This is a genomic window from Pseudomonas brassicae (assembly GCF_010671725.1).
In the GTDB taxonomy this organism is placed as follows: domain Bacteria; phylum Pseudomonadota; class Gammaproteobacteria; order Pseudomonadales; family Pseudomonadaceae; genus Aquipseudomonas; species Aquipseudomonas brassicae.
This window is the reverse complement of sequence record NZ_JAAHBU010000026.1, coordinates 1-13,113: the sequence shown is the minus strand read 5'-3', so window position 1 is coordinate 13,113 and position 13,113 is coordinate 1. Positions and strand designations below refer to the sequence as shown.

The following is a 13,113-nucleotide window of genomic DNA, read 5'->3' as shown; positions in this document are numbered from 1 at the left end:
ACACAAAGCTCATGTGCGGCGTGGCATTGATAAACGAGCGCGGGTCTTTCAGCACGCCGTTCTTGACCTGCCAGGCGAGGAACTGCCGGGTGATCTGGAAGGCCTCGTTGATCTCGATGGCCTTGGTGATATTGATGGTGCCGTCGGGGTTCTCGGGCGTGTAGTTGAGCTCGGCCAGGGCCGAGTGGCCAGTGCCGGCGTTGTTCCAGCCGTTGGAGCTTTCTTCGGCAACGCCGTCGAGGCGCTCGACCATCTGCATCGACCAGCCAGGTTCCAGCTCATTGAGCCAGATCGCCAGCGTCGAACTCATGATGCCGCCACCCACCAGCAGTACATCGACTTTGCGGGTTTCGGCGGCGTGGGCAGGGCCCAGGCCCAGTGCGGCGGCCACGCCTGCGACGATCAGGTGCTTTGCGAAATTCATTGCGTCTCCCCTGCTGCGTTCCGTTTGGCAATCAACAGCAGGGGTAATGATAGGCGAAAGGCTGCAAGTTGCCCTGCAGCCTTGCCTGGGGCTTACCTGGCCGATGCCCCGCACTTCCAGGTTCGTTGCAATGCTGCCTATATCTTCAAGACCGCTGGCGACAAAGTTTCAGCGTGCGTGGCCTCGGCTGACGTTGCGAAGTCCCGAAAATATGAACGCGAAGTCAAGGTCGACCTCGGCAAAGTGCTGGACAAGGTCGACAGTGCAAGTGTCTCGGACAAATTGAAAGTCATTGATACTGTCACCAAGTTGACAGACAAATAAGCACCCTGGCTTATTGAAGGCGTCAGCAGGCGATTGCCGCCACCTGCCGCGCCTGCGCTTTCACCCGGCGCCGGTAGGCGAGCAGCAAGCCGAGGTACCACACGGGCATCAGGTACAGCGCCGTACGGGTATCGGGCTCAAGCGCCAGCAGGCACAACACGAAGATCAGGAACACCTGGGCCAGCGCTGCGGTCACCTTGCCGCCTGGCAGCCTGAAGCTCGATTGCGCGTTGGCCTCGGGGTTCTGCCGACGGTAGGCAAAGTACGACAGCAGTATCAGCGACCAGGTGACGATGATCATCACCGCAGAAATGGTCGAGACCAGCGTGAACACCGTCATCACATCAGGGATCACGAACAGCAGCGTCAATGCGATTGCCATGCATACCCCGGAGAACATCAGCGCCCTGACGGGCGTGCCCGCCCCGGACAGGCGGCCGAACGCCCTGGGGGCCAACTGCTGGTGCGACAAGCCATAGAGCATCCGCGAGCCGGAATACACGCCGCTGTTGGCCGAGGACGCGGCCGACGTCAGCACGACGAAGTTGATGATACCGGCCGCGGCAGGCAGCCCGCCCAGCAGGAACAGCTCGACAAACGGGCTGCGGTTGGCCGGCACGTTGGCCCAGGACACCACGCTGATGATGCACACCAGCGAGGCGATGTAGAACAGCAGGATGCGCACGGGGATGGTATTGATTGCCTTGGGCAGGGTTTTCTCGGGGTTCTTCGCCTCGGCTGCCGCGGTGCCAATGAGCTCGGTACCGACAAACGAGAAAATCGCGATCTGGAAGCCCGCCAGGAAGCCGACGATGCCATGCGGCATCATCACGCCGGGCGCCACCAGGTGGCTGAAGGACGCCGTCACGCCGGCAGGCGAGGTATAGGACGTGGCAACCATCACCAACCCGGTCACCACCAGCAGCACGATGGCAATGACCTTGATCAGGCCGAACCAGAACTCCACTTCACCAAAGGCTTTCACCGCGAGCATGTTCAGGCCCAACAGCAGGAACATCGTGGCGAAGGCCGGCAGCCAGGTGGGCACATCCGGGTACCAGTACTGGAGAAAGCCCGCCACCACCACCACGTCGCCAACGGCGGCCACGACCCAGCTCAGCCAGTATGACCAACTGAGGATGAACCCGGCGCGTGGCCCCAGGTAATGGTGTACCAGGTCTGCGAACGAGCCCATCTGCAGGTTGGCCAGGAGCATCTCGCCCATCGCTCGCATGATGCAGAAAACAAAAAACCCGATGATTGCGTACACCAGGATGATCGAGGTGCCAGACAGCGCGATGATCTTGCCCGAGCCCATGAACAGGCCTGTGCCGATCGCGCCACTGATCGAAATGAGTTGAATGTGTCGATTTTCCAGCCGTCGCTTCAGCACCCGGCCGTCATCCGAAGCCGCGTCTGGCGAATTGCACGTCTGATGCATGGTTATGACCTCTTATTCTTTTTCTGTAGCACCGCCGTCTCGCCGCTAACGCACTCATCAAGTGGTACGGATGTTCAGTTTTTTTGCATGAACATGAAACGTCGGTAAATACGCAACTATAAATACACAGCCCAGCGCAATGACCGCCGGGTTGTCAGTTTGATAAAAGAGCGATTGCGCAGTGCACCTGAGTGGTGACCCCGTCACGTCCTGAGCCTATGCACGAAAGTCGTTCATTTTGCCAGCCAGGCTAGTCAATCGGAACGTTGCATAGTGTTCATACGAAATAGAAATACTTACAAACTGTCAGGCACGACTGACAGTATGTTCAGCCACGCGCCGCCACTGGCGCTAATCCCGCCGTCAAATCTTCAGCGTTGATAGCAGAATGCTAGTTTCGGTGTTCTCTATATGGGGTATCGAGCGAATGGCGTTCAACGCCCGGTCGAAGGCTTCGAGGGTATCGGCACGCAGTTCTGCCATCAGGTCCCAGCGCCCGTTGGTGGTGTGAATGGCGACGACATTGGGGTGGCCACGCAGCGAGTGCTTGACCTCGGCGGCATGATGGCCGCTGATGCCGATGCTGGTGATGGCCCGTACCCCTTGATCCAGAGCGTCAGAGCGCAGGCGGATGGTGTAACCGATGATCACCCCCTGCTCTTCGAGCTTGGTGATTCGATTTTGCACCGTTGCACGGGCCACCTTCAGCTTTTTGGCAAGGGTCAGGATGGGCGTGCGCGCATTGTCCCGCAGCAGAGCGATCAGCTCTCGATCTACAGTATCCATGTTTATTATCAAATCGCTCAGATTGCTATTATTGGCTGGCAGATTGTCTAGAAAGCTGTTGAAACTGGCAACCTGCTCTCTTCAATTTGACTCAACCTTTCATCAGAATATTCATGCTTGCAGCCTCTCGACATTCTTGAGCATGTATGGCTGCTACAGAACTTATAAGCCCATACGTTTTATCTGCCATTAGCAACTTGACGCCTTCGAACTAATTAGCGGTCGCGGATAACTGCCGCGCCTTTTACCCCTGCACTCATATTGGTACCCGTAGATGCGACTCCCCACGCGTTCGATTCAAGCTCCCGCTGCAGTAGTGATGGTCAGGCCGCATGCCTTTACTCCAAACCCCGAGACCGCCGCAGACAACTCGTTCCAGCGCAGCAACCCCGACCTGGCCGCCCAGACCGTCGCTGAAATTGCGCATGACGAAGTCACCCAGGCGGCAGGGCGACTTGAGGCAGAAGGTGTTCGGGTTCACCTGTTCGACGACCTGGGGCACAACGACACGCCCGACTCGGTGTTCCCCAACAACTGGTTCTCGACCCACCCGGGCGGCCACATTGCGATCTACTCGATGTACTCGAAAAACCGCCGCCGCGAGCGCCGCGCCGATGTCATCGAAATGCTCAAGCACGAATACCGCGTGCAGGACGTGATCGACTACTCGGGGCTGGAGCAGGATGAACTGTTCCTGGAAGGCACCGGCGCCATGGTGTTCGACCACCTGTCCAGGGTGGCCTACACCGCGCGCTCGAACCGCGCCGACCCGATCGCCCTGGAGCGCTTCAGTACGCACTTCAACTTCGAGCCGATGGTGTTCGACACTGCCGACGAGCGGGGTTCGCCCATCTACCACACCAACGTGCTGATGTGCGTGGCGACAGAATTTGCGCTGGTCGGCTTCGGCACCTTCACCGACCCACTTCGTGCCGAAGACGTGCGCCTGCGCTTGATGGAATCGGGGCGTGATGTGATTGACCTGAGCAACCAGCAGATCAACGAATTTGCCGGTAACGCCATCGAGCTTTCGGGGCGCGATGGGCGGATCCTGGCGCTGTCGCGCAGGGCCTTCAACAGCCTGACCCCTGAGCAGTGCCAACGCATAGAGCGCTCCGCCCGGCTGGTGCCGCTCGATGTGCCCACGATCGAAATGGCCGGCGGCTCGGTGCGCTGCATGATCGCCGGCATCCACCTGTCACCGAGACGGTGAGCCCCCGGGGCTGAGCGGTGCGGCGTGCGCTTGATGGCTGCGCCTTGAGCAAGGCGCTGACCGTGGAGGTCAGCGCGTCCAGCGCAAAGGGTTTGGTAAGTACGGCGGTACAACGCTCGAGCGGGCGCTCGTCGAGTACGTGGGGCTGCGCATAACCGGTCATGAACAGCACGGGCAGCGCCGGCCTCGATTGCCTGCCCCGGTCGGCCATATGCCGGCCGTCGACCCCGCCGGGCAGGCCGATATCGGTGACGAGCAGGTCAATGCGGGTATCGGACTTCAGCAATTGCAGGCCCGCCTGGCCATCAGCGGCCTCGATCACCACGTACCCCAGGCTGCCGAGCACCTCACTGACAAACAGGCGTACCGACGACTCGTCATCGACCACCAGTATCGTCTCGCCCGCCAAGGCGCCGGGCGCATCGGCCATGGGCATCTGCAGATGTGCCGAGTGGGCCGGGCCTGCATGACACGGCAGCTGCAGAAACACCCGGGTGCCCTGGCCCGGTTCGGACCGAATGCGTACTTGTCCACCCGATTGCTTGGCAAAACCATAGATCATCGACAAGCCGAGCCCGGTGCCGGCGCCAACCGGCTTGGTGGTGAAAAACGGCTCGAAGGCTTTGGACAGCGTCTCGGCGCTCATGCCCGTACCGTTGTCGGAGACGCAGATAGTCAAATACCTACCGGGCGCCAGCTCGGGGTCCAACTGCGGCCCTGGCGCCAGGTGCTCGTTGCAGGTGTGGATGCAAACGCTGCCGCCGTCGGGAAGTGCGTCGCGGGCATTGATGCACAGATTGAGCAGCGCGTTTTCGACCTGTGCCGGGTCGACCAGGCAGGTGTTCGACGCCGCCGCCAACTCGACCTTGAGGTTGATCGACGGCCCGACCGATCGACGAATCAGCTCCTCCATGCCGCTGACCAGCGCATTCACGTCGGTGGCTACCGGCACCAGGGTCTGGCGGCGCGAAAAGGCCAGCAACCGGTGCGTCAACGCCGCAGCTCGTTGCGCGGCACCCTGGGCAACGGTCAGGTAGCGCTCCAGGTCAGCCGTGCGTCCCTGTGCCAGGCGCAACCTGATCAGGTCCAGGCTGCCGGTAATCCCTGCCAGCAGGTTGTTGAAGTCATGGGCAATGCCGCCGGTCAACTGCCCAACGGCCTCCATCTTCTGCGACTGGCGAAGTGCAGCCTGCGCCGCCTCACGCTCGGCGATGGCTTCATTGATACGCGTTTCCAGCGTGTGATTGAGCTCCATCAGCGCAGACTCGGCATTTTTGCGCGCAGTCACATCCATGGAAGAGCCGATCAGCCCGATCACTTCGCCTGCGTCGTCCAGCAGCGGCGCCTTTACCGACAGCCAGGTGGTCGCCGAGCCGTCCGGCATGTCGACCTGCTCTTCAATCTGCTCGGCCTTGCCGCCCGACATGATGCGCCGATCCGTTTCCATGACTTGGCGCGCCTGGACTTTGTCTTCGAGGAACTCCAGGTCGGTCTTGCCCAGGTAGAACGCAGGCGGCTTGCCGATCAGTTGCGTGGTGCCATTGTTGGCAACCAGCATGCGCCCTTCGCGGTCCTTGGCATACACCACACCGGGCACGGCTGCGGTGAAGGTGCTCAACAACGCCGACATCCTGTCGCGCTCAGCTTCGGCCGCCTTGCGTGACTCGATGTCCATGAGCACACCGGGAAAACGCACGGCGCGCCCGTGGGCATCCAGCTCGACGCGGCCGTTTGCCTCGATCCAGCGATAGCAGCCATCGTCCTGACGTACGCGATACTCACAGCGAAAAACGCCACCACGGGCCACGGCGAGGTTGATCTCAGCGGCTACGCGCTCGACGTCGTCAGGGTGAATAGAAGAGAACGCTTCTTCTATGGGAATGCCTGCCAGGCATCGCTCGGCAGGCAGGCCGAAGGAGCGCGAGAAACGCTCATCGGCAGTGACGCTGTTGTTGGGGATGTCCCATACCCAGGTGCCAATGATCGCGCCGGCGTCGAGCGCCAGTTGCAGGCGCTCGGAGGCATCACTGGGGAACGCGCGCGCTTCTGGCTGCAACGCGAATGCAGGGCTGCCAGGGGGCAATTGGGTGCTATCTCGATCCATGCATGGCCTCGGTGAGCGCTTGGCATTGGGGGCCCGGCGGCCCTGAAGGGCCTGACGGATTGCGGCATTCTAGCAGCCCCCGAAGTACCGACAACGGGCTGACGCCTAGCACGCCAATGCCCTGCCCCATGCTTTTTGCGTTGCCGCTGGCCGGCCATCACGTGTCCGCAGAAATGGGCTGCTTGAGCAGCAGTACCGTTGACGCCTTTGCCCTACTCATTGACGCAAATCAAGCCGCTGGGCGTGGTTCGCGAGAGGATGGCTGCCAACAAGGAACGGATCGATGCCCGGCCGTCACCGCCTTGAGCTCAAGGCAACGCCATCGGTCATGTGCGCAGCACTGCATAAGGAGCCCTGAATGAAACCGTTGAATCACGTACTGGTTGCCACCGACCTGTCCACCTCTGCCCGCAATGCGGCAGAGCGCGCCGCCCTGTTGAGCAAGGCGCAGCAGGCCGCGCTGGACCTGCTGTATGTTGCCAATCCTGCGCCCTTCGAGCGGCTCAAGCAGGCCGTGGTGCCTGATGACGACCTGCTGAAGCGCGTACTGGAGACCGCCGGAGAAAAAATCAACGCCCTGGCTGCCCTGCTGTTCAAGCGCTATGACATCTCCGCTGGCGCCCAGGTTGCGCCCGGCTCGGTGCTCAGCGAAATCACCCGGGTGGTGCAGGACAAGCGCAGCAACCTGCTGGTGTGTGGCGCGAAGGGGCAAAGCCTGGCCCGTCGCCTGCTGGGTTCTACCGTGCAGAAGATGCTGAGCCGCATGCTCTGTCCCATGCTGGTGGTCAAGCAGGCCCCACGCGATGCGTACCGTAGCGTGCTGATCCCGGTTGATTTTTCACCTTCATCGCTGCGCGCCATCGCGCTGGCGAAAGCGGTCGCCCCGCAGGCCGAGCTCATCCTGCTGCACGTGTTCGAAGCGCCCTTCGAAAGCAGCATGCGCTTCGCCCATATCGACCAGGACACCCTCACCCACTACCGCAACGTCATCCGCCAAGACGCGGTGAAACAGCTTGCGGCGTTGAGCGACGCCGCCGGGCTGACTGATGCACGGCAAATCGTGGTGCACGGCGATGCGGCCTGGAGGATCGTGGAGAAGGAGCAGGAACTGGATTGCGACCTGATCGTGGTCGGCAAGCAGGGGGAAAGCGCGCTGGAAGAACTGTTGATCGGCAGTGTCACCAAGCATGTGCTGAGCGAATCGCAGTGTGACGTGCTGGTGTCGCTGTAGGCGTTTGGGTGGATCAGTGCAATTCGGTCAGCATGGCGGCTTGCTCCAGCGCGAGATCGGCGATGTGGCCGGATTGTACGCGGAACAGTTTTTTATCTGTGCCGCGCCATCGAGTCAGATGGCACCGCAGGCGGTCGCGCCGAGTTCGCCTTGGCGTTCGGGACCCCCCCATAATGGCGCAACCGGTTTTTGCCTCTCGAAATTGTACGCTCCGGGCCGATAATCACTGGTCGCAAGTGACCGTTAACGATCCAACGTGGTCAGTCGAGCTGGGACCGAATGCTCGGTGGCGTATACCAGGGCGCAGGGGAATCGACATGGACATGTTTTTGCTTACTCGGCACGAACGGCGTATCAAGCGTGCCCAGCGCGATCGAAATCCAGTCGGCATATTCACCTTGGGAGCGTGACCAGAATAAGGTCGAGCCACACGTCAAGCAGAACTCGCGCACTACCGTCGGCGAAGATGCATAGGTCTTGATGCTGTTGGCACCGCGAAGTACTCGCAGCTTACTGCGCGGAACGCTGCCGTAGGAAGCGAATGCGGCTCCGTGACTTTTGCGGCACTGGCTGCAATGGCAGTGACTCACTGCCTTGGGCGGGACGACTAATTCGAAACTGACTGCTGAGCACAAGCAGCTTCCCTGATAAGCCTTTGTCATTGGCGCGCCCTTGCAAATAACGCCAGCGTAACCGCCCTGGCTGAATGGGTCGATTGGTTGTCAGCAGTTTTCCATAAATGGCTGCCACGGGGCGAAAGTGGTTGCTCGCAAATGGCTACTTTTAACCGGGTTTCGTGAAAAATAGACGCCTGTTTGTCAGAGCTCCGGAGCACTGCTAACTGTCGCACTGCGCTAGCAAAACCGACAGACGCGTGCACTCCGTGTATTGGCATGTCTGACTTCACGACTGCTATGCAGCCGATCGCCGCGGCCCGCCCCAAGCGCGCCAACGTCTATACACCATGCAAATCCAGCCATGTCTGCCTCTGAGCAAAGGCCTTGATCATGGTCTCGTATTCTGGATTCGGATTAATTCTGTAGGCTTCAGTCTCTATCAGGATTGCCTCTTCGAATTCCCCTGACTCTGCCAGCACACAGGCCAGCGTATCGAGGTAACTGTCCGTTCTGAATAGCGCAACGGCCTCCCGCGCAAACCGCAGCGCCTTATCGCCGGCTATAAGCGCCTGTGCATCGCGGGAAGTGACATATTTCCAAGCCAAGTTATTTCTGGAGATGGGCGACTGCGGGTACTTTTCGACCGAAAGCATGTACTCGCCAATCGCTGCAGAGGGATTACCAGCGCGTTCGAAGGTCAGCCCCCGGCAGAAGCAAAAATACCCCATCACGTTATCGGCGCTCATATTCGAGAGATAGATGCCTTTATCTACCTGCTCCTGCACTGCACCATATTTATCAGCATAATCTTTGTCGGTAAAACGGTTATAGCCGTAATTTGTATCCCAATTCAGATAACTGCCATCATTGAACATCCAGCGAACAAAATTATGATGCGGCACTTCCACCATGCACAGTGGCAAACCAACCGACTCAGCAATACTCAGGTATAGCAAGCTGCTCAAGTCACAATCCACATGTGAAAAATCCTCATGCAGATGACGTTCGACAAAATGCCTTCTCAGTTGATTCTCATCAGCAAGCATCAATGCGGGGGTGGATAATGGCCTTCGTTGCAAGCCCTCGGCAAATGTAGCCACGAGAAAATAAGGTATGGAACAGATGAAATTACGCTGAGTCAGCGTGTGCTCTATGGCTCTCAATTTTTCCAGAGCGACGGCGGGTCTTGGTTGTCCCCGTTCGGTATTGCATCCCGCACGTGAGCAATCACCCAGTCCAACCGATCAAAGATGGCATCAGGAATCGTCTCGGCTCGCCTGTCTTCCAGCAAGACCTTGTGACCGGTCGTGTTGACGCTGACAGCGTCAGAGATGACCTGCTCAAATGGAAAGGTGGTTTTGCCAAACACATTGGCCAAGCGCTGCTCCAGTTCTCTCATCGGGTCTTCTCCCATGCTCTGAGCAAGCATAGCCCGGTTGGCGCGCGTGGCCCCCAACCCTCGACGCCCGCACTCCCAATTGATTAAGCTTCCCCGCTTTAACGTTTCAGTTTGTTTCAAAAAGGGATGTACATGTCTATTCAGCAAGCCCCCCCGCTCGCCTACTCCAAAGCCACCGTGGGCAAGATGGAGGCCGCCATGGCGTTGGGGAGTTTTGCCATCGGCACGGGCGAATTCGCCATCATGGGGCTGATGCCTGATATCGCCAGCAACTTGCACTTGAGCGAGCCCCAGGTGGGCCATGCCATCAGTGCCTACGCCCTGGGCGTGATGGTCGGTGCTCCTGCACTGGCGATCCTGGGGGCCAAGCTACTACGCAAGCACATGCTGCTTTTGCTGATGGCGCTGTATGCCATCGGCAACCTGGCCACCGCCTTTGCCCCGTCCTTTTGCGGCCTGGTCGCGTTCCGCTTCATCAGCGGCCTGCCCCACGGCGCCTACTTCGGCATCGCTGCGGTGGTGGCCTCAAGCATGGTAGCCACCGATCAGCGCGCAGGCGCCGTGGCGCGGGTGATGATGGGCCTTACTCTGGCCATGTTGCTGGGCAATCCTGTGGCGACGTTCCTGGGGCAGTTTTTAGGATGGCGCGCTGCGTTCGTTCTGGTGGGCGCGATCGCCCTGTGCACCATCGGGCTGGTGTGGCGCTACGTGCCGCAGCGGCACGATGAGGTGCGCAGCGATCCTCGCAAGGAGCTGCAAGCCTTTCGCCTGCCGCAGGTATGGATGGCACTGTCCATTGCCTCTATCGGTTTTGCCGGGATGTTCTGCGTGTTCAGCTATCTGGCGCCGACCATGCTGCACGTGACGAAGGTGTCACCACAGTGGATCCCCTTCGGGCTGGCGGCGTTCGGGGTGGGCGGCATCATCGGCAACATTGTCGGCGGCAAGTTGTTCGACCGCCTGCAGTTCCGCGCAGTGGGGCTGGTGCTGGTGTGGTCGATTGCGGTGCTGACGTTCTTCCCGTTCGCGGCCACCTCGCAGTGGGGCGTGCTGCTGGGCTGCGCCCTGGTCGGCACCATGATCGCGCTGGCCGCGCCGCTGCAGATTCGCTTGATGGATATCGCGCATGAAGCGCCGAGCCTGGCCGCCGCGTCGAACCACGCCGCGTTCAACCTGGCCAATGCGCTTGGGCCATGGTTCGGCGGCATGGCGATTACTGCCGGGCTGGGGTGGACGAGTACGGGTTACATCGGCGCCGCTACGGCGTTGGTGGGCCTGGGGCTCTACCTGGTGGCACGGCGGATGAAAGGCGGGCATTGAGTTAGCCGCATCGAGCACATTCCAGTATGGCCAGGCGGCCTTCAAAGCAACCTTGGCCGACTGACGTTCATCTGTTGAGCTGCCCTCTGCCGCAAGGCACACTGCAGTCGTTTATTTGCCCCAATGACACGAGGTTGCGGATGCCATTTGTATTGACGGAACACCCTGCCCTCTCTGCGCTGGGCACTCCAGGTGCGTAAAGCGGATCGCTTGTTTCAATTGGTCAATCTGATTCGTGTCCATCAGCCCATCACTGCCGAACGCCTGGCTAGCCGAATCGGTGTGTCCGTACGCTCGATCTATCGATACATCGATGACCTGTCGTTCAGCGGCATACCCATTTATGGCACCGCTGGGGTGGGGTATGCGCTGGACGCCGATTTCGAACTACCACCGCTAACCCTGAACACGCTTGAGCTAAACGCACTGATGCTCGGGATGGAAATGCTTTCGGCCTGCGCCGATAACGAGCTGAGCGGTGCTGCCAGGACTTGCTGAGCAAGGTTTCTGCGTCCATTACCCACCATAAGGTCGACCCCGGCACGGCAACCATCCGGGCACTTGGATCAACCCCGGCTTCAACTCGCGGCCATCTTGCCACGCTGCGCAGGGCCATCGAAAACGCTCAGGCGCTTCAAATCACCTATGCCCGGCTGGACGGTGCAGCCTCGCAACGGGTGATTTACCCCCTCGGCCTGTTCTACTGGGGCGGAAAATGGACTGTTGGGAGCTGGTGCGACAGCCGCGCGGCGTATCGCGATTTTCGGGTCGACCGCATAGCCTCGATAAGCATTGCCCACCAACCGTTGCCCGCCAACCCTGCCCTCGACCTGCAGGCATACATGAAGCACCAGGCGAGCCAGTGGCAAGCGATCACCTCTACTGACAGTACGCTGTCAGTATGAGCCACGGACAATGCAACCTTCTCGACTCACAGGAGGTTCCCCTATGCAGCATCCATCTCATGTACTTGAATTGGCCATTTTCACGGTCAGGCAGGATTGCGTTGCACAAATGCCGGCACTGCGCGCAGGGCTGCGCGAAACGTTAAAGAGCTTCCCAGGCTTGGTCGAGTACCGCGCCTACCAACCGTTGAACGACGACCGTGTGTTCGCCGACCTGGCAATGTGGGACAGCATCGAGAGCGCACAAAAAGTGGCAACGGCGTTCAGCGAAGGTGACCCAAGATTCGCTGATTACATGCACGCGATTGAAACGCTGACGTTCATGAGCCACTTCGCTCCAGAGATGAGCTGACCTTCAAGAACGTGGCGCCCGTCTGAGCATGTTTGGTGATTGAGCGGGCGCGCCCCTGTGCCGTTTGCTGCAAGTGCCGCTAGCAGCAATTGGCCTTGGCGCAGGTTATTGGAACTGCTCGTACACATAGATGTTGTTAGACGGTTTGGGCGCTTTATAAGAAACCTCCCAATCTTTCGCGTAAGACGGGATGTTCTCGACCTGGGAGATTCTCCAGTTGTCGTCCTTGCCTTTGCGCTCCAGCGTGTATCGGTAGCGGTCCCCTGCTTCCTTGATCCTGCGATCATCGTCATTGAACTCAGCCCCCGGCTCTGGCGGCGCGGAGTTCTTTATGAGTGCGGTAACGACGGCCTTTGTGTCGGGCTCAACTTCGACCTTGACGATTTTGCGCTCAAACGAAATCACCTCTGCAGAACAATCCAGCCGCTTGGGCAAATGCTCTGACGCCAGCGAACTCAGCTTTTCTGTCAGCGCGCTGTTCATCTTCATGTACTCGGCGCAAATAGCCCGGTCCAGTGGAATGCTCGCGTCCTTCAACGCCCACCATGACTTCACTGTAGCCTCGGGTGAATCGGCGACGGTGGGGACGGATTCGACATGCTTGATGGCACTGTTTACCGCTGCCCGGGAATTGTCCTGGTCCAAGCAACCGGCCAACATCACCAGCGCAGTTGCGCGATTAGAACTCGCATCGGGATCCCTCCTTGTTGAGGGCGGGAATCTATCACAGCCGGGCGGTGTACTCGCGGATAACCGCCCCTCATCGCCGTTGACAAAACCATAGGAGCAACTGCAGGCAATGCCTTGAGGGCACTAGCTGCGACATCCTTTTTCACAGCGCTTAAAACGAGTAGACAAGGCTGAAACTGCCACCTCGGTCATGGTCCACCCGACGGGTCTTTACCACGTCGAACCTCGCATCGACCCGCAGATCCTCCAGCAAACCCATTCCGGCACCAACACCCACACTGCGCTGGTATCCGGCAAGATTATTATC

General features: G+C 59.7%; 13 protein-coding genes and 1 pseudogene. 6 read left to right on the top strand and 8 right to left on the bottom strand.

From position 1 onward, the window contains the following. The 3 genes from G3436_RS02465 to G3436_RS02455 all read right to left on the bottom strand — a co-directional run. A partial coding sequence (locus tag G3436_RS02465; protein ID WP_178116298.1) for a malate:quinone oxidoreductase occupies positions 1–424 on the bottom strand: 424 nt, incomplete at its 3' end. A gap of 346 nt (positions 425–770) precedes the next feature. Then, positions 771–2,189: an amino acid permease gene (locus G3436_RS02460; protein ID WP_163940895.1), complete on the bottom strand. Its 1,419-nt coding sequence runs from the start codon at positions 2,187–2,189 to the stop codon at positions 771–773. A gap of 363 nt (positions 2,190–2,552) precedes the next feature. Then, positions 2,553–2,975, bottom strand: coding sequence for an Lrp/AsnC family transcriptional regulator (locus G3436_RS02455; protein WP_163940893.1), 423 nt, complete (start codon positions 2,973–2,975; stop codon positions 2,553–2,555). Between the two features lie 274 nt (positions 2,976–3,249). Between G3436_RS02455 and ctlX the strand changes: the two are divergent. Continuing rightward, positions 3,250–4,110 (top strand): annotated as a pseudogene (gene ctlX / locus G3436_RS02450) (citrulline utilization hydrolase CtlX); the annotation flags it as partial. Here the strand turns inward: ctlX and G3436_RS02445 are convergent. Next, complete coding sequence (locus tag G3436_RS02445; protein WP_243666987.1) at positions 4,049–6,292, bottom strand: hybrid sensor histidine kinase/response regulator; 2,244 nt, start codon at positions 6,290–6,292, stop codon at positions 4,049–4,051. The pseudogene ctlX and the gene G3436_RS02445 overlap by 62 nt on opposite strands. A 358-nt stretch (positions 6,293–6,650) precedes the next feature. Between G3436_RS02445 and G3436_RS02440 the strand changes: the two genes are divergently transcribed. Further along, positions 6,651–7,523: a universal stress protein gene (locus G3436_RS02440; protein WP_163940889.1), complete on the top strand. Its 873-nt coding sequence runs from the start codon at positions 6,651–6,653 to the stop codon at positions 7,521–7,523. Between the two features lie 260 nt (positions 7,524–7,783). Here G3436_RS02440 and G3436_RS02435 read toward each other — a convergent pair whose 3' ends face one another. From G3436_RS02435 to G3436_RS02425, 3 genes are all read right to left on the bottom strand, one after another. Then, positions 7,784–8,185 carry a GFA family protein gene (locus G3436_RS02435; protein WP_163940887.1) on the bottom strand — a complete coding sequence of 134 codons (402 nt, stop codon included), beginning with the start codon at positions 8,183–8,185 and terminating at the stop codon, positions 7,784–7,786. Between the two features lie 293 nt (positions 8,186–8,478). After that, entirely contained in the window at positions 8,479–9,303 is an 825-nt protein-coding gene (locus tag G3436_RS02430) for a hypothetical protein (protein ID WP_163940885.1), read from the bottom strand. Next, positions 9,300–9,539 (bottom strand): hypothetical protein, encoded by a 240-nt coding sequence (locus G3436_RS02425; RefSeq protein ID WP_163940883.1) that lies wholly within the window; start codon positions 9,537–9,539, stop codon positions 9,300–9,302. The genes G3436_RS02430 and G3436_RS02425 overlap by 4 nt, the downstream gene beginning before the upstream one ends. 132 nt (positions 9,540–9,671) lie before the next feature. Between G3436_RS02425 and G3436_RS02420 the strand changes: the two genes are divergently transcribed. From G3436_RS02420 to G3436_RS02410, 4 genes are all read left to right on the top strand, one after another. Next, positions 9,672–10,859, top strand: coding sequence for an MFS transporter (locus tag G3436_RS02420; RefSeq protein ID WP_178116296.1), 1,188 nt, complete (start codon positions 9,672–9,674; stop codon positions 10,857–10,859). 192 nt (positions 10,860–11,051) lie between these two features. Further along, positions 11,052–11,357: a helix-turn-helix transcriptional regulator gene (locus G3436_RS27240; RefSeq protein WP_338001191.1), complete on the top strand. Its 306-nt coding sequence runs from the start codon at positions 11,052–11,054 to the stop codon at positions 11,355–11,357. Then, positions 11,351–11,764 carry a helix-turn-helix transcriptional regulator gene (locus G3436_RS27235; protein WP_243666986.1) on the top strand — a complete coding sequence of 138 codons (414 nt, stop codon included), beginning with the start codon at positions 11,351–11,353 and terminating at the stop codon, positions 11,762–11,764. Before G3436_RS27240 ends, G3436_RS27235 begins: the two co-directional genes overlap by 7 nt. A gap of 43 nt (positions 11,765–11,807) precedes the next feature. After that, the gene (locus G3436_RS02410; RefSeq protein WP_163940881.1) at positions 11,808–12,116 is read left to right on the top strand and encodes a hypothetical protein; all 309 of its coding nucleotides are present in this window, start codon (positions 11,808–11,810) and stop codon (positions 12,114–12,116) included. Positions 12,117–12,221: 105 nt separating this feature from the next. Here G3436_RS02410 and G3436_RS02405 read toward each other — a convergent pair whose 3' ends face one another. Next, positions 12,222–12,761: a hypothetical protein gene (locus tag G3436_RS02405; protein WP_163940879.1), complete on the bottom strand. Its 540-nt coding sequence runs from the start codon at positions 12,759–12,761 to the stop codon at positions 12,222–12,224. Positions 12,762–13,113 lie beyond the last annotated feature (352 nt).

Bases quoted from the DNA above. Each gene is read 5' to 3' on its own strand.
- G3436_RS02460 (WP_163940895.1), bottom strand. From the start codon at position 2,189: ATGCATCAGACGTGCAATTCGCCAGACGCGGCTTCGGATGACGGCCGG.
- G3436_RS02455 (WP_163940893.1), bottom strand. From the start codon at position 2,975: ATGGATACTGTAGATCGAGAGCTGATCGCTCTGCTGCGGGACAATGCG.
- G3436_RS02445 (WP_243666987.1), bottom strand. From the start codon at position 6,292: ATGGATCGAGATAGCACCCAATTGCCCCCTGGCAGCCCTGCATTCGCG.
- G3436_RS02440 (WP_163940889.1), top strand. From the start codon at position 6,651: ATGAAACCGTTGAATCACGTACTGGTTGCCACCGACCTGTCCACCTCT.
- G3436_RS02435 (WP_163940887.1), bottom strand. From the start codon at position 8,185: ATGACAAAGGCTTATCAGGGAAGCTGCTTGTGCTCAGCAGTCAGTTTC.
- G3436_RS02425 (WP_163940883.1), bottom strand. From the start codon at position 9,539: ATGAGAGAACTGGAGCAGCGCTTGGCCAATGTGTTTGGCAAAACCACC.
- G3436_RS02420 (WP_178116296.1), top strand. From the start codon at position 9,672: ATGTCTATTCAGCAAGCCCCCCCGCTCGCCTACTCCAAAGCCACCGTG.
- G3436_RS02410 (WP_163940881.1), top strand. From the start codon at position 11,808: ATGCAGCATCCATCTCATGTACTTGAATTGGCCATTTTCACGGTCAGG.